A 23,538-nucleotide genomic window follows, 5' to 3' on the forward strand; every position below is an offset into this window, starting at 1 on the left:
GGCATTGTCGCAGAGTGGTCGCCGGGGCGGAAAAATCGCCCCAAGGACCGGCGGCGCCACTGTATCAAAAAAATCTGACAGTTTCTTGACCTGATGAAACGGCGTCGCACAAATGACAAAGACCAATCGACAAAGACCAATCGACAAATAACAACCGGCGCCGGGGCAGGAGCCCGGGCGCCGGTGCGGGGACCGGCCTGGCGGCCGGTGTCAGGGGGGACTAGCGGCTGGCGCTGCCGTCCAGGGGTTTGCGGGGGATCAGCGCCCACATGGTCAGGCCGCTGAGCAAGAGCAGGCCCGCCAGGATATAGAGGGCGATGTCCATGTTGCCGGTACGGGTCTTGACCAGGCCGATCAGCCAGGGACTGACGATGCCACTGGTAATGCCCACGCTGGAGATGAAGGCGATGCCGGTGGCGGCGGTCTGGGTCGGCAGCAGGCCCGGCGGCAGCGACCAGAAGATCGGCAGCGCCGCGAAGATCAGTACCGCGGCCACCGACAGCAGGCCCAGCGAGACGGCGAAGCTGGACGGATGCAGGGTCAGCGCCGCCAGTGCCAGTGCGCCCCCGGTGGTGCAGGCCAGGAAGTGGCCGTGGCGCTCGCCGCGACGGTCCGAATGGCGGGCAATGAGGATGAGGCCGACCGCGCCGATGGCGTTGGGGATCACCGAATACAGCGAGATCGACACCACATCCTGGATGCCGAAGTCGCGGATCATCAGCGGCATCCAGAAGTTCAGCGTCAGCGAGCCGCAGGTCAGGGCGAAGTAGATGAAGGCGAACAGGTAGGTCTGGCGGTGGCACAGCGCCTGCTTCAACGCGGCCAGCGAATGGGCGCTGGCATGGTGGGTGCGGGTCGATTCCTGGGCCTGGCGCGCCATCAGGAAGCTGCGTTCCTCGGCGCTGAGCCAGTGCGCCTGCGTCGGGCTGTCGGCCAGCCAGAAGATGGCCAGCAGTCCCAGCACCACCGCCGGTGCGCCCTCGATGGCAAACATCCATTGCCAGCCATACATGCCCATGACGCCGCCCATGTCACGCATGATCCAGCCCGAAATCAGGCCGCCGAGCACGCCGGCCACGGCCACGCCCGCGAAAAAGATCGCCATCACCGCGGCGCGGCGGCGTGCCGGGAACCAGTAGCTGAGGTAAAGCACGATGCCGGGGAAGAAGCCCGCCTCGAATACGCCCAGCAGGAAGCGCAGCGTATAGAAATGGGCGGCATCGGTCACCAGCATCATGCCCACCGAGGCCAGTCCCCACAGCACCATGATGCGGCTGAAGGTGCGGCGCGCACCGAAGCGCGCCAGCGCCATGTTGCTGGGTATCTCGCACAGCACATAGCCAACATAGAACACGGCCGCACCGAGGCCATACATGGCATCGCTGAAGCCGAGGTCGTGCTTCATCTGCAATTGCGCAAAGCCGATGTTGATGCGGTCCAGGAACGAGACCACGTAACAGACGAAGAGGAAGGGAATGATACGCAGCCAGACCTTGCGGTAGACGGCGTCTTCGGCCTCCAGTGCGAGGGCCGGGGGCGCGGCCAGGGTGCCGGCGCCCGGGGATGGGGTCATCATGAGAGTCTCCTTGGTTCAGGCGCCCTCGATGGGCGCTCTTGTATCAGGTCGGAAAAGAGGATTGCGTATCGCTCAGGCGGCTTCGGCCAGTGCCCCGGCCGTGCTGGCACGGGCCAGGCGCATGGCTTCCAGCAAGACCTCATGGCCGCCGATGTGATTGCACAGCAGCAGGATCAGCTTGGCATTGACGGCCTGGCTGGCCTCGTCGTCCAGGCCGCGATGCATGTTGATGAGCGCTTCGTAGAAGTCATCGGGACGCGCCAGGTTGGGGGCGGTGTTGAGTGTCATTCGGGTCTCCGGTGTCGTTGGATGGATGGTCTCGGGTTCGTTATTCAGGCGGCATTGCGTTGCGGCTGCAGCACCGGCTCCTGGCCGTGGGCGCGCCGCAGGGCGTCGGCGATCAGGCCGGCATCGACGCTGCGCCAGCGTGCGCTGACATGCTGGTCGGGCCGGATCAGGTAGCAGCTGCCGGGGCGGGCATCGTGACGTTGCTCGGCCAGGCCTGCGCTGTCCTGCACTTGCGTGGCGAGGCCGCCACCGATGCTGGCCAGGCGCTCCGTGTCCTGTGCCGTTGCGGGGGCGTCGCTGATGAAAAGCAGATGCAATGGCCGTGGCAGCATGCGCTGGCCCAGTTCCAGCAATGCACTGAACTGTTGTTGCGGCAGGGCGGCGGCGGCGCCGAAGACCATCACCACGAAACGGTCGCCCAGCTGACGCAGCAGCCAGGTCGCGCCAGCGGCGTCGGCCACCGGGGCATCGACGCAGGGCGCGCCGGGACACATCTGGCCGGCGAACGATTCCCGGTCCTCGGTGTTGAGCGCCGAGCCATGCAAGGTTGCCGGAAGGGATAGCCGGCCGCTGTTGACCAGCCGGCGCGCAAAGCCATGCTCGCGTGCCAGTTCAAGGACGGCGTCGCGGAACTGCCGGCTGACCCGGCTCTTGGGCGTGATGAAATCGGTGGAGCGGGTGGAATTGAGCAGGTTCTCGTCGGCCGCGTATTCGCGCTCGCTGGCATAGGTGTCGAGCAGGCCCTCGGGAGCCTTGCCCTGCAGGACGCTGGCCAGTTTCCAGGCCAGGTTCTCGGCGTCCTGGATGCCGCTGTTGGCGCCGCGTGCGCCGAAGGGCGAGACGCAATGCGCGGCATCGCCCACGAAGAACACGCGACCATGGCGGAAGCGCTCCATGCGCACGCAGGAAAAGGTATAGACGCTGACCCATTCCAGGGAGAACTGCGCCTCTTTGCCCAGCAGTGCCTGCACGCGCGGGATCACCCGTTCCGGGGTCTTCTCCAGCACCGGGTCGGCATCCCAGCCGAGCTGGAAGTCGATGCGCCAGACATTGTCGGGCTGGCGATGCAGCAGCACCGACTGGTTGGGATGGAAGGGCGGGTCGAACCAGAACCAGCGCTCGGCCGGGAAGGGCGCGTCCATCTTGACGTCGGCGATGAGGAAGCGGTCGCGGAAGGTATGGCCCTGGCTTTCCAGTCCCATCATCCGGCGCAAGGGACTGCGCGAGCCATCGGCGGCCACCACGTAGCGGGCCTTGAGGGTGTAGGGGCCGTCGGGCGTGTCCACCAGCAGGGCGTCGTGATCGGCGTGGTGGGTGATGACGCTGACCTTGTTCTTCCAGCGGATCTCGATATTGGGCAGGCTCTGCGCCTGCTCCAGCAGATAGCCTTCGACGTAGTACTGCTGCAGGTTGATGAAGGCCGGGCGTGCATGGCCTTCCTCGGGCAGCAGGTCGAACTCGTAGACGGCCTGGTCGCGCAGGAAGACCTTGCCGCGATTCCAGCCCACGCCCTTGTCCACCATGCGATCGGCGCAGCCGAGGCGGTCGAAGATATCCAGGGTGCGCTTGGCGAAGCAGATCGCGCGCGAACCGGTGGACAGGGTGTCGTCATCATCGACCAGCACCACCGCGATGCCCTGGCGTGCCAGGTCGATGGCGGTAGTCAGGCCCACCGGGCCGGCGCCTACCACGACCACCGGATGCAGCGGCGCGGCCATGCCCGGGGTCTGTTCCGGGCAGGGGCGATAGGTGAAGCGCAGTTGCTGGTAGTCGATGTTCTGGCTGGATGTCATGTTCTTGTCTCCTCGCTATCCTGGCAGGCCTGGACTCAGGCCTGCAGCGCCGTCCACATTTCCTGGTCGCGCTGGGCGGTCCAGATGCGCGGATGGACGATGCCGGAGGCCTCGTCATAGGCACGGGTGACATCGAAGGGCAGGCAATGCTCGTAGATGAAGACCTGGCCGAACTTGGGGTCCATGAGGCTGCGCGCATGGACCATGGCTTCCTTCAGGCCCATCTTGGCGGCCACGGCTTCACGGCCGGCGCGCAGCAGGGTGGAGACGAAATCCTTGGTATAGGCCAGGCCGTGCTCGACCTGTTCGCGTCCCAGCAGCGCCGGGCCACGACCCGGAACCAGGGCCTCGGCCTGCAGCGCGGTCAGCGCATCCAGCGTGGCCGGCCATTGCTCCAGCTGGGCGTCGCCGCAGTAGCAGGCGGCATCGTATTCGACCAGGTCACCCGAGAAGAGCACCTTCTGGCCGGGGATCCACACCACCGTATCGCCCTTGGTGTGACCGGCACCCAGGTGGGCGATCTTCACTTCCAGCTTGCCCATGAAGATGGTCATCTCGCGCTCGAAGACCATGGTCGGCCAGGTCAGGCCGGGCACCGTCTCGACACCGGCGAACAGGCGCGGGAAGCGTTCGATCTCGGACTTCATGTCGGCCTCGCCGCGCTCGACGATCATCTCGTAGGTGCCACGGCTGGCGATGACCTGTTCGGCACCTTCCTTGAAATAGGCCGAGGCACCCAGCACGCGCACGGCGTGGTAGTGCGACAGCACCACGTACTTGATGGGTAGGTCGGTGATGCTGCGGATGCGGGCAATCAGGTCCTGTGCCATGGCCGGCGTGGCGGTGGTGTCGATCACCATCACGCCGTCGTCGCCGATGATGACGCCGGAATTGGGATCGCCTTCGGCGGTGTACGCGTAGGCGTTTTCGGAAATACGTTCGAAGGTGATCTTCTTCGCTTCAAGATCCGCCTGGGATGCAAATGCCTTGGCCATGTCTGCCTCGTTCAATGTAAGTGGGGTGGGACGTGCGAAGACATGGCGGGGGCCATCGTGCGGTGTCTCCGTCCACGTCGTCGTGGTTCTGATCGGTTCTTGTATCGCCTGGAAGGTTCAGGTTGAGAGCATCTTAGTCAGCGCTTTTTGATTAGTCAATATCAAATATGCTTGTCATGGATTAATTGATGTTTTTTGCACCGAGGCCCTGGAACGTGGTCGGCGGACCCCGATGCATTAGAATCCAGGCTTGATCCAATCGCCTGTTACCTGGAAGAACCACCGGATGAGTGCAACACCTGCCAAGACACAACGAGGAATCCAGAGCGTGGAAGTGGCCGGGCGCCTGTTGCAGGCGCTGGCGGCAGCGCGCCAGCCCATGCCGCTGGTGGAGCTGGCAGGGGCGGCCGAACTGTCCTCGGCACAGGCGCATACCTATCTGGTGAGCCTGTTGCGACTGGGCCTGATCAAGCGCACCCCGGGCGAGGGCCACTACGAGGCCGGGCCGCTGGCGCTGCGGCTGGGCATGTCGCGCCTGACGCAGGCACCGGCCTATCGCCACGCCATGCCGCAGGTGCAGCAGTTGAGCGCCGAGACCGGCTACAGCGTGGCCGTGTCGCTGCCCACGCCGGAAGGCCCGACCATCGTGCATTACGCCCATGCCGGCAATCCCCTACATGTGAACCTGCACGTGGGCACCGTCATGGCGCTGGGCGAGACGGCCACCGGCCGCGCCTATTGCGCCTTCCAGCCGCAGGCGCTGTGGCAGCCCTTGTGGGAGGTACAGCATCAGGGTGCGGGTCGCGCGCGCTGGAAGGCTTTCCTGGAAGAACTCGATGCCATCCGCAAGCGCGGCATCGAACGCGCCATCGATGCTCCCAGTCCCGGCGTGAGCAGCCTGTGCATGCCGTTGCTGGATGCGGCCGGACAAGTGCTGCTGCTGGTGACGGTGATCGGCCCGACCGGTTCCATCGATGCTGGCTGGCGCGGCAGCGCGGCGCGCCAGTTGCGTCAGACCATCGAGGCCATGGCCGCCACGCTCAAGGAGAACCCGTAATGAATCCGTCCCCCGACCTGCTCGCCCAGGAAGCCGAGAGCGCCCGTGGCCAGCGCGGCATCCAGTCGCTGGACAGCACTGGCCAATTGCTGGACGCCTTGCTGCTGGCCGCCCGCCCGCTGCCGCTGGGCGACCTGGCGCGGCTGGCCGGCATGCCGGCGGCCAAGGCCTTTCCCCATCTGGTGAGTCTGCAGAAGATCGGCATGCTGGCGCGCGACGAGGCCGGCAATTTCTTCCCCGGCCCCCTGAGCCTGGAGCTGGGCCTGGCAGCCCTGCAGCGCCTGTCACCCTTGCGCGAGGCCGAGGCGGAGGTGGCGCCGCTGGCGCAGGCCACGGGCTTGTCGGTGGCGCTGGCCGTGGTCGGGCCGCTGGGACCTACCGTGGTCAGGCTGGAAGAATCCTCGCGACCGCAGCACGTGAGCCTGCGCATCGGCACCGTGCTGTCGATGGTCAATACGGCCATCGGCCGCGTGTGCGCCGCCCATCTCCCGGCCGACATGCTGGCCGGTGCCCTGGCCATGGATGCGATCCGCATGGAAGGCGCGCAGCCGGGCACGGTCAGCAATGCCGATGGCAGTCTGCGGCATGACTACGCCGAACGCCTGCTGCAGATCCGCACGCAGGGCATGGACCAGGCACTGGGGCGTCCGGTACCGGGCATCAACACCCTGGCCGCGCCGGTGTTCAACCATGCCGGGCAACTGGCGCTGGTGATGGCGGTCATGGGCAGTGGCGGCAGCTACGACACCGACCTCGATGGCCAGATCGCGCGCCTGTTGCGGGCGTCGGCCCAGGCCGTGTCATGGCGTCTGGGCGCGATCATCGGGAGCGGTGACGGAGCGGCATCGTGATGCGTGGAAATAGTGCTGAAAAGCAATGCTGGCGGATTTTTCTGTACGCCTGTAAAGGCGCATGAAATCAGGCTTTTCCTGAGTTTGGCCGGGATGGCCGGGCGCTATAATGCCTCACTTCTTGATAGATAGCCGGTGCCTCTGCAACCGGTAACAACGTCCAGATGAAATGGCATAGGATGGGACTCTCCGCGTTGACGAACATGCTGCGTGCCTATTGGCGTGTCGATGACCAGCCCGAGTTGCTGGTGGCGCAGTACAAGGCATTCTCGGCCAAGATGCCGATGATGTATCTCATCCTCCTCGTCAACAGCTGGGCGCTGGCGCACACCTACCTGGATCTCGCACCGCACTGGCTGGGCCTGTATTTCCCGGCCATCCTGACGGTAATGTGCGTGCTGCGCCTGAGCTTCTGGTGGCGTGGCCGCCATGTCGATCCCACGCCGCAGGTGGCGGCGCACGCCTTGAGGCGCACCAATTTCCTGGTGGCGCCGATCGCCCTGAGCTTCTCGATCTGGTCGGTGCTGCTGTTTCCCTATGGCGATGCCTACGCCCAGGCGCACGTGGCCTTCTACATGGGCATCACCGTGGTCTGCTGCATCTTCTGCCTGATGTACATGCGCTCGGCGGCCCTGACCACGGCATTCATCGTCAATGGCATCTTTACGGTGTTCTTCCTGTCGACCCATACGCCGGTCTTCGTGGCGGCGGCCCTCAATGTGGTGCTGGTGACCATTGGCATGCTGGTCATCGTCAACAGTCACTATCGCGATTTCACCGGCCTGATCAACGCCCAGCTCAAGACGACGCAACTGAGCAACGAGAACCTGCAGCTGGCCAATGTGGATTCGCTCACGCAGATCCCCAACCGGCGCAAGTTCTTCACCCAGCTCAATGACATCTGCACGCGCGCCTCGGTGCGGCAGGAGCGCTTCGCGGTCGCCATCCTCGATCTCGACGGCTTCAAGGCCGTCAACGATCTCTATGGGCATGCCCATGGCGACCATCTGCTGGAAGTGGTCGGGCAACGCCTGCTGGCGACCTGCCGCGAAGAGGATCTGCACCTGGCCCGCCTCGGCGGCGACGAGTTTGCCATCATCATCGATCGCGACCTTAGCGACGACGCCCTGCGCGAGATCGGCCGGCTGGTCTGCGAGAAGCTGCGTCAGCCGTTCCGCCTGGCCAATGCCACGGTGCAGATTGCCGCCTCGGTGGGGGTGGCGACCTTCCCCGACATGGCCAGCGATGCCGCCGCACTCTACGAGCATGCCGACTATGCGCTCTACCAGGGCAAGCGCGAACGGCGCGGGGCGGTGACGCTGTTTTCCGAACAGGACAAGGAGCAGATCCAGCGCAAGGCCAACATCGAGCAAGCCTTGCGTCAGGCCGATTTCGAGCGCGAGCTGTCGGTCTTCTTCCAGCCCATCGTCAGGCTGGCCGATCGCACCCCCATCGCCTTCGAAGCACTGGCGCGCTGGCAGCACAGCAGCCGTGGCGTGATCTCGCCGGTGGAGTTCATTCCTGCGGCCGAACGCATGGGCATCATCAACCAGCTGAGCGTGACCCTGCTGAAGAAGGCGCTGTCCGCCGCCGCGCAATGGCCCGAGGAGATGCGCCTGTCCTTCAATCTCTCGGCCAACGACATCAATACCAGCGAGGGCATGGCGGAGATCGTCAGGGTCATCACGCAGTCGGGCTTCTCTCCCGCGCGCCTGGACCTGGAAATCACCGAGACGGCCGTATTGCAGGACCTGGAGAAGACCCGCCAGATGATCACCTCGCTGCGCCAGCTGGGATGCGGCATCACGCTCGACGATTTCGGCACCGGCTATGCCAGCCTGAGCCACCTGCATGCGCTGCCGCTGACGCGCATCAAGATCGACAAGAGCTTCGTGGCCGATATCGAGCGCAATGCGGTGAGCCACAAGATCGTCAAGTCGCTGCTGGCGCTCACCCACGACATGGCGCTGGCCTGCGTGGTGGAAGGGCTGGAGACCGAGCAGCATCTGGCCATCCTCTCCGAGCTGGGCGCGCTCTACGGTCAGGGCTACCTGTTTGCCCGGCCCTTGCCGCAGGAGCAGGTGGCGGGATGGCTGGCACAGCATCGCGAGCTGCAACGCCAGGCGGCCAACGGATAGGCAACATGAAAACGCCATCGGCCATCCGTTAAGGGATGGCCGATGGCGTTCCTGCCTGCTGCTGTTTTTCTTTTTTGCTCCCGTCTCCCTCTTTCCTCTTCCCTCTTTGCTCCTCGTGTTTCCTCCTGGTGCTCAGATCATGCGCATCTTCCCCGCGGCAAAGCAGGGATCGATCTCGCCCTCGGTCCAGTTGCGGATGATGGATGATCCCAGCAGGATGCGGTACTCGCACATCCTGCCCTTGTCCGGATGCTGGACGATGCGGCTCTGGATCTCGTATTCGGTGCCATTGATGGTCGTGCTCACGGCAATTTCATCGATGATTTCGGTCATGGGAGAGGTCCGGGCAAATGGGTTCTATTGGGCTTGCTGGGCGCGACGCGCCAGGATCTTCTGGATCTTGTCGCCCAACGTGGCGGCATTGAAGGGTTTGACGATGTAGCCATCGGCCCCGGCTTCGGCCGCGGCGACGATGTTTTCCTTCTTGGCCTCGGCGGTGATCATCAGTACCGGCAGATGCGCGAACTTGCTGCTCTCACGGATCTTCTTGAGCAACTGCAGGCCATCCAGGTTGGGCATGTTCCAGTCGGTGATGACGAAGCTGATGGGGGCGGTACCGCCTTCGAGCATCTTCCAGGCACTGGCGCCATCGTCGGCATCGGTGCTCTTGCTGAATTCGAGCTCCTTGAGCAGGGCATTGACGATGCGGCGCATCGTGGAAAAGTCATCGACGACGAGGAAATGCTGGTCATTCTGGGGCATGAGAACTCCTGAAGGATGTAAATTCATCATAAGTGATGAATTCAATTTTTTGTATCCGGCAATTTTCCGGGTCTTCATCCCGCTCTTCTATCAGGGTTTTCCTTATTGTTACTATGTATAGTGTATTTGCTCACTATTTCATCGTTAAATCGGGAATGTCTGATTTCTACTTGTCAATGCGAGCTGTAGCGATTCGCACAAATATTCCTTGATTAAAAATCGAAATAATCAAAAACAGTATTTTTATCTTGCCTGTTTATTCATGAAAATCACATGTCATCATCAATAAGTTGTCTTTGTGAGTAGACAAATAGATAAGTAATGTTAGAATAAATAAAACCATGTGAAAGACATGGTTATTGTTGGTCAAAAGCTGTTGAGGCGGTCACCGCTGTCATGTCCGGATTTCCTCGGGGGGAGGAAGCGGCGCTGGCAAGTCGGGTGGCCGCCCAATCTCGTCGCTGCTGGGAATGAACCCCACCCTCCGTTGAGGGTGGCGCCGCTGGCGTCACCGATGCCGTGCGCGTAGCGGGTGTCGGGCGTTGCCGCCTGGCTTCCCATCCCGAGCTGAATTGATCCATCCACCTGTGCGGGGATGCTGCGTCGCCTGTGTCGACCAGCCGTCCGGGGCAGGTGCGTCCGCTGTCGGTCATCCATGCGAAGCAGGTCTTCGCGAGGAGGGGTATGCACGCCCGAAAGCCGCGCCGGCACTGGATGTCAGGCTTGGTCACAGCATGTCAGATCGGGTCGTGATTTGTCAGCACTGGCGAGCCAAAAAAAATCACAATGCGCCGTCCAAGGAAAACCAGGATGCGCGGGCGACCGTCGGAGGCCAGGGTATGCACCTGGCCAGATGGTCGGTTCGATCACCATTGACTCTGTACCCTTATGTTCCACTCCAGACTGTTGGGCCGCCTTGCTGGCCTGTTGCCTTCCCGCTCTTCGCTGGCCGCGCCGCTGGTGGCATTGGCCGCACTGGCCTATGCTGCCCCGGCGCTGGCGGCGCTCGATGTCTCCATGAGCGTGGCGCCCGGCTACAACAATCCCATCAATCCGGGTGATGTCACGGCGTTCCGCATCACGCTCACCAACAGCGATCCCTCCGGTCCGGTGACCGGCGTGAACTTCACCGATACCATGCCCGGCAGCCTGACGGTGGCGGGTGTGGGCGTGAAGAATTTCTCGTGTACCGATGGCAGCGGCAACGTCAACCCGGCGCCCGCCGGTACGCTCAGCGCCGCCCTGGGCAGCAGCCAGATTTCCCTGGTGGGGGGCAGTGTGCCCGACGCGCTCCTGAACGGCGCCAATGGACGCTGCGATATCGAAGTCGAAGTCACCTCCCTGGCCGTGGGGACGGCGCCGGTCAATACCATCGCGGCGCATACCGTGACCGGTACCGACAATGGCGGCAATGCGGTCAACAACGCCAACCAGGCGCAGCAATCGATCAACGTCAACAACGTCGCCCTGCCGACCATCAGCAAGAGCTTCTCGGCGGCCACCGTACTGAGCAATGAAGGCAAGGTGCGCCTGTCCATCGTCATCAGCAATCCGGCCGGGGTGGTCCTGCCGCTCAATGGTGCCGGCGATTCGCCGGCCTTCGCCATTCGCGACAACCTGCCGACCGGCCTGCAGGTGGCGGCCACGCCCAATGCCTCGGCCACATGTACCGGTGGCGGCAGCGCGCCCGGCTTCAGCCCGGCCGCAGGCGCCACCAGTCTGCTGGGAATCGGCGGCTCGGTGGCCGCTGGCGGCAGTTGTACCCTGGCCGTGGATGTGATCGGCACCAGTACCGCCGGCCACTACAGCAACACGGTCAGCAATGTCATCAGCCGCACGGCCGACTTCGGCAACCAGCGTGGCCTGGTGCCGGCCAACGATGCCACTGCATCGCTGTCGGTGGTGTCGCTGCTGCAGGTGTCCAAGCAGTTTTCGCCCGGCACCATCAGTGCCAACCAGAACGCGACGCTGACCATCACGCTGCGCAACGCCAGCACGGTCTCCAGCATTCCCCTGGTGAGCCTGAGCGACTCGCCCATTGATGGCGTGGGCAACATCGCCAGTGGCGGTCTGCAGGTCGGCACGCCGACCACCACCTGTCCGGCCGCCAGCGTCGTGCCGACCGCCGGCAACTATGGCGTGAGCCTGACCGGGAGCGGCTCGCTGGCGCCCGGCGCCAGCTGCACCATCACCGTCCCCTTCAGCGGTACGGTGGGGACACCCGGCACGCCCCAGACCTATACCAATACCATCGCCGAAGGCGCGGTCAATACCGGTGGCTCCGGCGTGGTCAGCCAGATGGCCACCCACAGCGTGACCGTGGTGGACCAGCTGCTGGTGGGCAAGAGCGCCACGCCGCAGTACGTGGCGCCGGGCAACCCGATCCGCTATACGGTGACGGTCAACAATTATTCGTCGGGCGCCAAGAGCAATGTGGTGGTGCATGACACGCTGCCGGCCGGCATGGTTGGCCTGTCCTCGCCGGCGCCTTCGATTGCCGGCACCGCATGTACGCTGACCGGTAACGATATCTCGCCGACCAACAACGACCTGCACTTCACCATCGGCAACCTGCCGGCCGGTTCGGGTGCGTCACCTGGCGTGTGCGTGCTGACCTTCTGGGCCATGCTGCCCAAGAATGCCAGCAGCGCCACCAGCGTCACCAACTGGCTCCCCGCCGGCTCGGTCGGCAACGGCGGCACCAGCAACTCCAACACCGCCAACGCCGGCATCACGGTGGTCGATGCCCTGACCATCGGCAAGATCTTCAATCCCTCCAATGCCTTCGAGGGGACCGTGTCGGTACTGACGCTGACCGTCACCAATACCACTGCCAATACCATCAGCAACCTGCAGTTCACCGATCTCCTGCCCGTGGGCACGGGTCACAACCAGCTGGTGGTGGCCAATCCGGCCGATGCCTCGACCAGCTGCAATGGCGGTACCGTCACCGCCACGCCGGGCTCGAACAGCATTTCGCTGGCCGGCGGGTCGCTGGCCGGTCGCAGCAGCAACGGCACCGGGGCCTATACCACCTGCCAGGTGCAGGTGAAGGTGATCGGTCCGGCCGATACCTATGTCAATACGCTGGCCGCGGGTGCCTTGACCGGTTCGTCCACCTTTGCCGATGGCAGCGTAGCCAACCTGTCCAGCCCCGGCCCGGTGTCGGCGTCGCTGGTCTACGGCGCGGCCCTGCAGGCATCCAAGAGTTTCAATCCGGCCACCATCAGCGCCGGTGGCCGCTCCACCGTGCGCATCTCGCTGGCCAACATCGGCACCGGCACCCTGAACAATGTCAGCGCCATCGACCCGCTGCCGGCCAACATGACGCTGGCCTCGCCCACCAATGCCTATAGCACCTGCGCTGGCACACCCGGCATCACGGCCGTGGCCGGCGCTGCCAGTGCATCGATTGCCGGCGTGGTGCTGCCCCCGAGCGGGCGTTGCGACTTCCTCTTCGACGTCACCGGCACCGGTGCGGCGGCCTGGGTCAATACCATCCCGGTGGGTAACGTGACGGCCACCGGTGGCGTGCGCAATACCACCGCCGTCACCGCTACGCTGAACAACAGCACCAGCGGTGCCGTGTCGGTCACCAACAATACCAATCCCAACAACCTGTCGGCACCGGGCCAGTCCAGCGTGCTGACGGTGAGTATCCAGAACGGCGGCTCGCTGAACCTGACCGGCCTGAAGCTGGCCAACTACTTCACCGTCGGCGGTATCGCCAACGGCACGCCGACCGGCATGCAACTGTCGTCGCAGCCGGCATTGGCGACGACCTGCCAGGGCGGCATCGTCAGCGCTGGCAGTGATGGCACCAGCATCGTGCTCGCCAATGCCAACCTGGCCGCCGGCCAGAGCTGCACCATCACGGCCAATGTGACCATGATCACCACCGGCACCGTGCAGGACACCATTCCCGCCGGGGCCATCGTCAACGATCAGGCCATCACCAATGCCACCGCGACCGTGACCAGCCTGTCGGCCAGCGGCAATATCGGCGTGACCAAGTCCTTCACGCCCCAGGTGGTGACACCCGGCAGCATCTCGCGTCTGCGCCTGACCCTGCTCAACGCCGTGGCCCTGCCGCTGACCAACCTGGCGGCCATCGACAACCTGCCCGCGGGCGTGACCGTGGCCGCCAACCCGAATGCCAGCACCACTTGTAGCGGTGCGACTATCTCGACCACCAGTGCGCAGGTGCAGGTCAGCGCTGCCTCGCTGCCCGCGGCGTCCAGCGGTGTGTCGCAGAGCTGCATCGCCGAAGTGGATGTCCTGGTGGCGGCGGCCGGCAGCTATGTCAACGTGATTGCCGCCGGCCAGGTCACCGGCACCATCGGTACCGGCACCGCCAGCAACCCGGTCCCGGCCAGCGCCACCGTGCAGGCACGCGTGCCGGCCGTGATTGCCAAGTCCTTCTCGCCGACCCAGGTGTCGCCGGGTACGCCCTCCACGGCCACCATTACCATCAGCAACCCCAACGCCATCGCGCTGACGGCGTCGGCCCTCACCGATAACCTGCCTGCCAATCTGGTGGTGGCGCAGACGCCCAATGCCTCGACCACCTGCGCGGGCGGCTTTGTGAGCGCGCCGGTGTCGGCGACCTCGGTGGCCCTGACTGGCGCCACCATTCCCGCCAATGGTTCCTGCGTGGTCAAGTTCGATGTGGTGAGCAATATCGCCGGCATCTATACCAATACCATTGCGGCCGGCGGCCTCACCAGCAAGGAAGGCGTGACCAACCAGAACCCGGCCAGCGCCACGCTGACCCTGCTGGATCCGCCGTCGGTGAACAAGCAGTTCAATCCCGTCTCGATCACCTCCGGCGGTGTCTCGACGCTGACCATCGTGCTGGGCAATACCAATGCGGTCGCGGCCACGCTGAGCGCAGACCTGGTCGATACCCTGCCGACCTCGCCCGGCCCCATCGTGGTGGCCGCCACGCCCAACCTGGGCGGCAGCTGCACCACCGCACGCGTGACGGCCATGGCCGGCGCGGGCAGCATCAGCTACAGCAGCGGCTCGACCATTCCGGCCGGTGGTTGCACCATCACCGTCGATGTGACCGGCACCACGGCGGGCAGCTACAACAACTTCATCGCCTCGGCCGCGCTCAAGACCAACGCCGGCAACAACATCCAGCCGGCCAGTGCCAACCTGACCATCAGCCCGCTGGGCTATGTCTCGGGCAAGGTCTTCCGCGACAACAATGTGGTTCCCAATGGCAGCTTCGAACAGGGCATCGATACCGGCCTGGCCAACGTCGTGGTGCAGCTCACCGGCACCAGCTATGGCCCGGACGGCATTCCCAATACCGCTGACGACACCACGGTCAGCCGCCAGGCCTTGACCGATGCGCTGGGCAACTATGCCTTCACCGGCCTGTACGCCGGCAACTACATGCTCACCGAGCCCAACCAGCCGGCCGGCACCAACAATGGCATCACCACCGCCGGCACCATTACCGGTGGCAGCGGTACGCCTGGTACCGCCACGGCGGTGGCGGTCACGCCCAGCCGTATCTCGGGCATCGTCCTGCAACGCGATGGCAGTGGCCAGGTGTCGTCCTCGCCGAACAACAACTTCGCCGAAGTCGCGCCTTCGTCGATCTCGGGCATCGTCTTCCTCGACCAGAACAACAACGGCGTCAAGGACCTGGCCGATACGCCCCTGGCTGGCGTGACCATCCAGTTGCTCAATGCCGGCGGCACCGTCGTGGCCAGTACCACTACCGATGCCAATGGCGCCTATTCCTTTACCAATCTGACCGCTGGCACCTATTCGGTGCTGCAGCCGACCCAGCCGGCCGATACCGCCAACGGCCTGACCATCGCCGGTACGGTCGGCAATGGCGGCAGCGCGGGCAGCGTGACCGGACCGGCCACCGTACCGAGCCGCATCTCCGGCATCGTGCTGCCGCCGGGTACCGACACCAGCGGCAACAACTTCGCCGAAGTCCCCAGTGGGCGCCAGATCATGGGTCGTGTCTTCGCCGACGGCAACAATGATGGCCTGTTCAATAACAGCGATAGCGGCCTGTCGGGCGTGACCATCAACCTGAGCGGCACCGATGTGAACGGCAACCCGGTGAGCAAGACCACCACCACCGGCGCCGATGGTCGCTACAGCTTCGCCGGCCTGCCCGAAGGCAGCTACACGGTGACCGAACCGACCCAGCCGCCGCGCACCAGCAACGGCATCACCACGGCCGGCAGCACGGGTGGAACGGCCACGCCGGTGGCCACCGTGCCATCGGCCATTGCCGGCATCAACCTGACCGGTCTCAATACCACCTCGGTGGACAACAACTTCGCCGAAGTGCCTATCCTGGTGGGCGTGGTCGCGGGCAAGGTGTATGTGGATACCAACGGCAATGGCGTGGTCGATGCCGGTGAATCCGGTATCGCCGGCGTCACCGTCAAGCTGGGTGGCACCGATGCCAACGGCAATGCCGTGAATCTGGTCACCACCACCGCCGCCGATGGCAGCTACAGCTTCAGCAACCTGCAGCCCAGCAATGCCAGCGGCTACACCATCACCGAAGTCCAGCCGGCCCTGTATGCCGATGGTCGCACCACCATTGCCGCCGGCAATCCGGGTGTGCTGGCCTCGACCAAGCCGGTGCTGTCCAACAACACCGACATCATCCGCAGCGTGGTCGTGCTGGCCGGTGACAACCTGCAGAACTACAACTTCGGCGAGGGGGGCGCATTGACCCTGCGTCCGCCCATCGTCAACGGTTACGTCTATCTGGACAGCAGCCATACCCGCGTGCGCGCCAACGATGGCAGTTCCGCCGGTGTGGCCGGATGGACCGTCACGCTGACCCGGGCCGGTACCCTGATCTGCACGGTCACCACCGATGCCAATGGCTTCTACCAGTTCGACAATCTGCATTGCCCCGGCTACGAAGTCTCGGGCCTGCCGACCGGCAGCAACTTCATGATCAGCTTCTCGCGCAACGGCAATGTGTTACCGCAGACGCCGACCTCGGGTGACAACCGTGGCACCACCAATACCGGTGGCACCATCACCGGCATCACGCTGGCGGCGGCCGACCAGGTGGTGGAACAGAACCTGCCGCTGGATCCCTCCGGCGTGGTGTATGACTCGCAGAGCCGCAAGCCTGTGGCGGGCGCCACCGTGACCATCTCCGGCCCGGCTGGTTTCAATCCGGCGGTCAACCTGGTGGGCGGCAGTGCCAGCCAGGTGACCGGCAGCGACGGCTTCTACCAGTTCCTGCTGCAGAACGCCTTCCCGGCCGGCATCTATACGCTGACCGTGACCAGTCCCGCCGGTTACCTGCCGGGCGTCTCCGGCAGCATGCCGGCCTGCAATGGCACGGTCACCGTGGGTGCCGTCCCCAATCCGGCATTGGTCCAGGCCAGCAATACCGCCCCGGCGACCTCGGTGGCGCTGGCCAACCCGGCCGCCTGCGTGGGCATCGTCGCCGGTGGCGCCGCCACCACGCAGTACTACCTGAGCTTCTTCATCAGCGCGGCCTCGTCGGACATCCTCAACAACCATATCCCGCTGGATCCGGGCAACAGCGACGTGATCACCGTCATCAAGAGCACGCCGATGATCAACGTCTCGCGTGGCGACCTGGTGCCGTACACCATCACGGCCATCAACAACAAGGCCTATGCCATCGCGGGGGTGACCGTGCGTGACCAGATCCCGGCCGGCTTCAAGTACCGCAGCGGCAGCGCCACCTACAACGGTACGCGCGCCGAGCCTGCCGTCAGCGGTCGCACACTGAGCTGGACCGGCCAGAACTTCGCCGCCAACGAGAAGAAGGTCTATCGCCTGATCCTGGTGGTCGGCACCGGCGTGGGCGACGGCACCTACACCAACCAGGCCTGGGCCGCCAACAGCAGCAATACGCTGCTCTCCCGTATCGCCGAGGCCCAGGTGCGCATCGTGCCTGATCCGACCTTCGACTGCCCGGACATCATCGGCAAGGTCTTCGATGACCGCAACGCCAACGGTTACCAGGACCAGGACGAGCCCGGCATTCCGGCGGTGCGCGTGGTGACTCCGCGTGGCCTGCTGGTGATGACCGATTCGGAAGGACGCTTCCACGTGCCTTGCCCGGACATCCCCAACCAGGATCGTGGCTCCAACTTCGTGATGAAGCTCGACGAACGCACGCTGCCCAGCGGCTATCGCCTCACTACCGAGAACCCGCGCGATGTACGGATCACCCGCGGCAAGGTCACCAAGCTCAATTTCGGCGCAACGATCCATCGCGTGGTGCGCCTGGAACTGTCGGATGCCGCCTTCGTCGATGGCCAGACCGCACTGCAGCCGCAATGGCAGCAGCAGATGGCGGCCCTGCCCGAACAACTCAAGCAGCGTCCCTCCGTGGTGCGCCTGGCCTACCAGCGCGGCGGCGTCGCCGGCGACCTGGTGCGAGCGCGCATGGAAGCGATACGCCAGCGCATCCAGGATGACTGGCACGCACAGAAGGGGGCTTATACGCTGAACATCGAAATCGAGGATGCACAATGAAAACAGGACGCCGCCCAACCCAGGTTGCCGCGCTGCGCGCCAAGAAGCTGGCCGTCACATTGAGCGCGGCAGGCCTGGTCTGCCTGCCGGTCGCCGCACAGGAAACCAAGCAGGGGACTGCCCCGGACAATGGCGCCGCACTGCGCGGCAAGATGCTCGACCGCAGCCGCACGCTGATCGAGGCCGTGGCACCCAATACCGAGACCCAGTCGTCGCAGTTCGATGCCCTCTCGCCCTCGGCGCTGACCGATGGCCAGCAGCGCATCATGCTGGAAACCGTCGCGCCACAAGGGCAGGCGCAAGGCGAAATGAAGATGAAGGACGATGCCGGTGGCAGCTACTTCGCCTCCGGCCGTGCCGAACTGACACCGCGCTCGGTGGCGATGCTGTCCACCCTGGCCGCGTCGCTGCAGGGCAAGCGCGATCTCCATATCGAAGTCATCGGCCATACCGATAGCCAGCGCATCGTACGCTCGCCCTATACGACCAACCAGGCACTCTCGCAGGGGCGGGCGCTGGCGGTGGCGGCTTTCCTGCGGCAGCGCCTGCAATTGCCGGCCGAGGCCTTCACGGTGGCCGGCCGGGGCGAGTCGCAGCCAGTAGCCGGCAACGACAGCGCCGAGGGCATGGCCCGCAACCGCCGTGTCGAGCTGCGCGTGTGGTATCGCGAAGAGCCGGTAGCGGTCAGCCGCGAAAAGCGTGTCGACAACGATGCCTGCGCCGTCAATCCGGTCGCCAGCGACATGCCGTTCTCGGTGACCATCGACGGCCAGCCGGTGGACCTGACGCATCGCGTCCAGGAGGCCGACCGCCAGCGCTGCGTCGACGTGGCGCTGGAAAAGGCCGATATCCAGATCAAGTTCGATCCGCTCAATACCGTGCCGGCCCTCAATGTGTGGGTGGCGCCCAGCACTGTTGCGCGCAATCGCGAACTCTATTTCGGTACCTGGAGCAACTACCTGTGGTGGCAGAAGAAGGCCGAGCTGCGCATCTTCGCCAAGGGCCAGAATGCCCAGCAGACACCGCTGGCCGTGGTGCCGTTCGCGCCCGGCAATGCCGTGCAGTGGCAGGCGCCGGCCAATGCCCCCGATGAGCTGAGCTATCTGGTGCGCGTGATCGACCAGGACGGCAACTTCGACGAAACCCTGATGAAGCCGCTGCGCCTGGCCGAGCGTGCCGGGCCCGCCCCGGATGCGCAACACCTGCGGCGCGAGCAACTGGCCGGCTATGGCGAATCCAGCCTGTCCCTGCGCAATATCCCGGCGCGCGGCGGCTCGGTCACCATCAGCGGCGAGCACGTACAGAACGGCGACAGCATCGCCGCCATGGGCATGCCCATCCCGGTGGATGAGCAGGGCAAGTTCGTCATGCGCCAGATCCTGCCGCCGGGTCCGCACCAGGTCGAGGTAGCGCTGCGCCATGCCGATGGCAAGACCGCCATCTTCCGGCGCAACCTGTCGGTGGCCGATACGGACTGGTTCTATTTCGCCGTGGGCGACCTGACCGTGGGCCAGGATCGCACCACCGGTCCGGCGCAACTGGTCACCACCGATACCAGCCACTACGACAATTCGACCTGGGTCGATGGCCGTGGCGCCTTCTACCTCAAGGGCAAGATCAAGGGCGAATACCTGCTGACGGCCAGCGCCGATACCGGCGAGCAGCCGCTGCGCGACCTGTTCTCGAATTTCCAGACCAAGGATCCGAACTACCTGCTGCGCCGTATCGATCCCAATCGCTACTATCCGGTCTACGGTGACGACAGCACCATTACCGATGATGCACCGACCCAGGGCCGCTTCTTCGTCAAGCTGGAGAAGGATAGCTCCTACGTCATGTGGGGTAACTTCCAGACCGCCTGGACCGGCACCGAGCTGACCCAGTTCAGTCGCGGCCTGTACGGTGCCAACCTGGTGTGGAATTCGAAGGACACCACCCGCTACGGCGAGAAGCGCACCAGCGTCAACGCCTTCGTGGCCGACCCCGGTACGCTGCAATCGCGCGAGGAATTCCGTGGCACCGGTGGTTCGCTGTATTACCTGCATCACCTGAACCTGACCGAAGGTTCGGAACGCCTGTGGGTGGAAGTGCGCGACAAGGATTCCGGCCTGGTGCTGCAGCGTACGCCGCTGACACCCGCGCAGGACTACGAGGTCAACTACCTGCAGGGCCGGGTCACCCTGCGCGCCGCGCTGCCGTCGACCACCGATGGCAGTACGCTGGTGCAGACCGCCAGCGTGAATGGCAATCCGGTCTACCTGATCACCACTTACGAATACGTGCCGGGCCTGACCGAGGTCAGCTCCAGCGCCATCGGCCTGCGCGCCAGCCACTGGCTGGACGACCACCTGCGCGTGGGGACCACCCTGTATCGCCAGGGCGAGGAGAGCAACCAGCAGAACCTCAAGGGCGTGGATGCCACCTATCGCTATACCCCGGCTACCTGGATCAAGGGCGAACTGGCCCGCTCCTCGGGCATCGGCAGCGAAAGCCTGAGCTCGATGACCGGTGGTTATGATTTCGTGGCCAACCAGGCCACCGGCGATGGCGCCACGGCGCGCCGTATCGATACCGCCATCGACCTGGGCGATGTCAGCAGTTTCAAGGGCCGTCTGACCGGCTACTGGCAGGAGCGCGATCCCAATTTCTCCGGCCCCGGCGCGACCCTGCCCAGCGGCGACGGCTTGTCGCAGAAGGGCATGACGGCGGTGGTGCCGGTGGATGATCGCACCGAGCTGGCGGCCAAGGTGGACCGGCGCGAGCAGGTCAACAGTACCGCCAGCCAGAGCGCCAATTCCAGCGAAGCGGCGCTGCGCCACAAGATCGATGCGCAGTGGGGTGTGTCGGTGGGAGTACGGCAGGACAATCGCAACGGCATCAATCCGACCGGCGTGGTCAACAATGCCAGTTCCCTGCTGTCGCAGAATGGTTCGCGCATGGACGTGATCGCGCGCGTCGACTATCGTCCGCTGGAGGACGGCGAGGCCGAGAAGGCAGCCGCCATGGAAGCGGCACGCCAGCAGGGGGCAGAACCGGGCAAGGACGCCGGCAAGGCGCTGGTGGAGACGGTGCCGGCCACTGCCATCGGCGACGGCAGCGCGCCCTCGGCCAGTGGCCAGGCCCTGCTCACGCCGGGCGGCAATGGCCCGGCGTCGTCCATCGTCCCCACCACCGGTGTCTCGGCCAACGGCAATGCGCAGATGCGCAGCCCCAGCGATGCCACCGCCGCCGCCGGCGTGGCCGCTGCGCGCGTGCCCGGCCTGCAGTACAAGCCCTGGGATAGCTATGCCTTCGTGCAGGGCACGGCCAGCCGCAGCGGCAACCGTAGCGACAACGATCGCGCCGGTATCGGCGGCAGCTGGCGCGTCACCGACAAGCTGCGCCTGGGCGCGGAAGCCTCGGGTGGCGATGGCGGCATGGGCGGGCGCCTGTCGGGCGACTACCAGGTCGACGAGCGCAGCACGGTCTACCTGACCTATACGATGGAAACCGAAAGCGCCGACAGCAACTACGCCGGCCGCCAGGGCACGCTGACCTCCGGGACCCACTATCGCCTCAACGACCAGGTCGGCACCTTCGCCGAGTCGCGCTGGTCCGAGGGAGCCGGTCCCAAGAGCCTGACCCATGCCTTCGGCGTCGACTATGCGCCGGATACGCGCTGGACCTTCGGTAGCAAGTACGAGACCGGTACCTTGTCCGATCCGCTCTCGGGCGACATCAAGCGGGATGCCGTGGGCCTGTCGGCCGCCTTCAAGAAGGATGGCCTGAAATACACCAGCGCCATCGAGTACCGCATGGACCGCAGCACCACGCTGGGCACGGTCAGCGGTACCTGCGTGACCAACGACGCCTCGGGCAACTGCAGCGGCACGGCCACCAACATCAATCGCCGTACCTGGCTGTGGAAGAACCAGGCGCAGTACCAGCTGAATCCGTCCTGGCGCCTGCTGGGCAAGTTCAACCTCTCGCGCAGCAGCAATTCGCAGGGGGCGTTCTACGATGGCGACTATAGCGAAACCGTGGTGGGCGCAGCCTATCGTCCGGTCGACAATGACCGCTGGAATACCCTGGTCAAGTACACCTACTTCTACAACGTGCCCTCGGCCGGCCAGGTCGATGGCAGTGCCTACAGCACGTCCACCACCGGTGGCGCGCTCGACTATGCGCAGAAGAGCCAGGTCTTCAATATCGACACCACCTACGATGTCCTGCCCTGGCTGTCGCTGGGGGTGAAGTACGGCATGCGCCTGGGCCAGCTGAGCCTGACCAAGACCTCGGGTGACTGGTTCTCCAGTCGCGCCGACCTGTGGGTGCTGCGGGCCGACCTGCACATCGTCAAGGAGTGGGATGCGCTGGTGGAAGCGCGCAGGCTGGCCGCCAAGGAAGCCGGCGATGCACGTTCAGGCTTCCTGGTGGGCGTGTATCGCCACGTCAACGAGAACGTCAAGATGGGGGTGGGCTACAACTTCACCGACTTCTCCGACAACCTGACCGACATGTCGTATCGCAGCCGTGGCTGGTTCCTCAATGCGCTGGCGACCTTCTGAGCAGGCGCACGCACAAGGAAAATCGCGCGTTCCGGGTGAGCGGAACGCGCGACGTGGAGAAGTGCCGGCAGATGCGCAAGCGCTCAGGCATGCCCTAGTGACACCGAGATGCGATAGCCGGTGCCGCGTTCGGTATGCAGCGGCAGCTCGGCGCCGGTGTGATTGAACCAGCGACGGCGCAGGCGGCTCACCATCTGGTCCAGGCGACGCTCGTCGTAGTCCATCCAGTCGTAGCCCAAGGCGGTGACGACATCGCGGCGCGACACGGTGGCCGCACGCGGGCGGGTCGCGAAGAGTCCCATGAGGCACATCTCCTGGTGATTCAGGGTGGTGCGGTGGCCGCCGGGGGATTGCAGTTCGCGCTTGAGCGGGTCCAGTCGCCAGCCGGCGTCACCGAGGCGACGCACCATCGGTGCGATGTAGGCGCCCAGCAGTTCGGGCGTGATAGGTTTGGTCAGGAACTGGTCGGCAAACTGGCGCAGACCGTGGATGAGTTCGGCACCGCCGGCCTGCTCGCCCAGCAGGATTACCCCGGCCTGGGGATGCTGGGCATGCAGGTGGCGCGCGGCCAGGTAGCCTTCGTGGTCCGGCAGGTCGACGTCGATGACGGCGATGTCTGCCACGTTGGCATGCACCATGAAGTTCTGCAGGCAGGAGGCCTCCATCACGCAATGCCCTTCGCTGGTCAGTGCCAGGTTGAAACTTCGTCGTATTGCCGGATTGCCTTCCAGTATCAAAATGTTCGCCATACCCTGATCCTCGTTTTTTCGTTGTTCGATGTCACGCTGGGCGCGCTTGCAAGAGGGAGGCGCCGTGACCATGGCCGAATTATGGTCAGTGGGATTGTGTGAGGATAGACGGCGCTAGGAATGGTTAACACAAATTAACAGATTCATTGCGCCATGGAAATGCAATGGCTGGTATGCGATGGCGCACTGCGCGTGCATGGCGATCCCGGTATCATCTGCGGTTTTGCGAAGCGGGCGTACAAGCCACGCGCGCCTTGCTGAACAG

The 23,538-nt window shown here is 64.7% G+C and carries 12 protein-coding genes; 5 read left to right on the plus strand and 7 right to left on the minus strand.

All coding sequences use genetic code 11. The features are described 5' to 3' along the window. Positions 1–220: 220 nt before the first annotated feature. From ACIPHN_RS09640 to ACIPHN_RS09655, 4 genes are all read right to left on the minus strand, one after another. Positions 221–1,576: an MFS transporter gene (locus ACIPHN_RS09640; RefSeq protein WP_400435605.1), complete on the minus strand. Its 1,356-nt coding sequence runs from the start codon at positions 1,574–1,576 to the stop codon at positions 221–223. A gap of 72 nt (positions 1,577–1,648) precedes the next feature. Next, positions 1,649–1,864 (minus strand): DUF2783 domain-containing protein, encoded by a 216-nt coding sequence (locus tag ACIPHN_RS09645; RefSeq protein WP_400435606.1) that lies wholly within the window; start codon positions 1,862–1,864, stop codon positions 1,649–1,651. A 44-nt stretch (positions 1,865–1,908) separates the two neighbouring features. Continuing rightward, the gene (locus tag ACIPHN_RS09650; RefSeq protein ID WP_400435607.1) at positions 1,909–3,657 is read right to left on the minus strand and encodes an FAD-dependent oxidoreductase; all 1,749 of its coding nucleotides are present in this window, start codon (positions 3,655–3,657) and stop codon (positions 1,909–1,911) included. A 35-nt stretch (positions 3,658–3,692) separates the two neighbouring features. Next, positions 3,693–4,652, minus strand: a complete 960-nt coding sequence (locus ACIPHN_RS09655) for an MBL fold metallo-hydrolase (RefSeq protein WP_400435609.1) — start codon at positions 4,650–4,652, stop codon at positions 3,693–3,695. A gap of 286 nt (positions 4,653–4,938) precedes the next feature. On the opposite strand from ACIPHN_RS09655, the gene ACIPHN_RS09660 reads away from it, so the two are divergent. From ACIPHN_RS09660 to ACIPHN_RS09670, 3 genes are all read left to right on the plus strand, one after another. Continuing rightward, complete coding sequence (locus ACIPHN_RS09660; protein WP_400435611.1) at positions 4,939–5,709, plus strand: IclR family transcriptional regulator; 771 nt, start codon at positions 4,939–4,941, stop codon at positions 5,707–5,709. Further along, on the plus strand, positions 5,709–6,560 hold the full coding sequence (locus ACIPHN_RS09665) for an IclR family transcriptional regulator (protein ID WP_400435613.1): 852 nt from the start codon (positions 5,709–5,711) through the stop codon (positions 6,558–6,560). Before ACIPHN_RS09660 ends, ACIPHN_RS09665 begins: the two co-directional genes overlap by 1 nt. Positions 6,561–6,763: 203 nt before the next feature. Next, positions 6,764–8,698: a putative bifunctional diguanylate cyclase/phosphodiesterase gene (locus ACIPHN_RS09670; protein WP_400435614.1), complete on the plus strand. Its 1,935-nt coding sequence runs from the start codon at positions 6,764–6,766 to the stop codon at positions 8,696–8,698. Between the two features lie 132 nt (positions 8,699–8,830). Here the strand turns inward: ACIPHN_RS09670 and ACIPHN_RS09675 are convergent, their stop codons facing one another. Continuing rightward, positions 8,831–9,031 carry a hypothetical protein gene (locus ACIPHN_RS09675; protein WP_400435615.1) on the minus strand — a complete coding sequence of 67 codons (201 nt, stop codon included), beginning with the start codon at positions 9,029–9,031 and terminating at the stop codon, positions 8,831–8,833. A 24-nt stretch (positions 9,032–9,055) separates the two neighbouring features. After that, complete coding sequence (locus tag ACIPHN_RS09680) at positions 9,056–9,460, minus strand: response regulator (protein ID WP_400435616.1); 405 nt, start codon at positions 9,458–9,460, stop codon at positions 9,056–9,058. Between the two features lie 927 nt (positions 9,461–10,387). On the opposite strand from ACIPHN_RS09680, the gene ACIPHN_RS09685 reads away from it, so the two are divergent. Further along, entirely contained in the window at positions 10,388–17,977 is a 7,590-nt protein-coding gene (locus ACIPHN_RS09685; RefSeq protein ID WP_400435618.1) for an SdrD B-like domain-containing protein, read from the plus strand. Beyond that, positions 17,974–22,524, plus strand: a complete 4,551-nt coding sequence (locus ACIPHN_RS09690) for an OmpA family protein (RefSeq protein ID WP_400435619.1) — start codon at positions 17,974–17,976, stop codon at positions 22,522–22,524. The genes ACIPHN_RS09685 and ACIPHN_RS09690 overlap by 4 nt, the downstream gene beginning before the upstream one ends. Positions 22,525–22,607: 83 nt before the next feature. Here ACIPHN_RS09690 and ACIPHN_RS09695 read toward each other — a convergent pair whose 3' ends face one another. Next, entirely contained in the window at positions 22,608–23,273 is a 666-nt protein-coding gene (locus ACIPHN_RS09695) for a response regulator transcription factor (RefSeq protein ID WP_400435621.1), read from the minus strand. Positions 23,274–23,538: the final 265 nt, after the last annotated feature.

It is taken from the genome of Herbaspirillum sp. NPDC087042 (genome assembly GCF_044745245.1).
Lineage (GTDB): Bacteria > Pseudomonadota > Gammaproteobacteria > Burkholderiales > Burkholderiaceae_D > Herbaspirillum.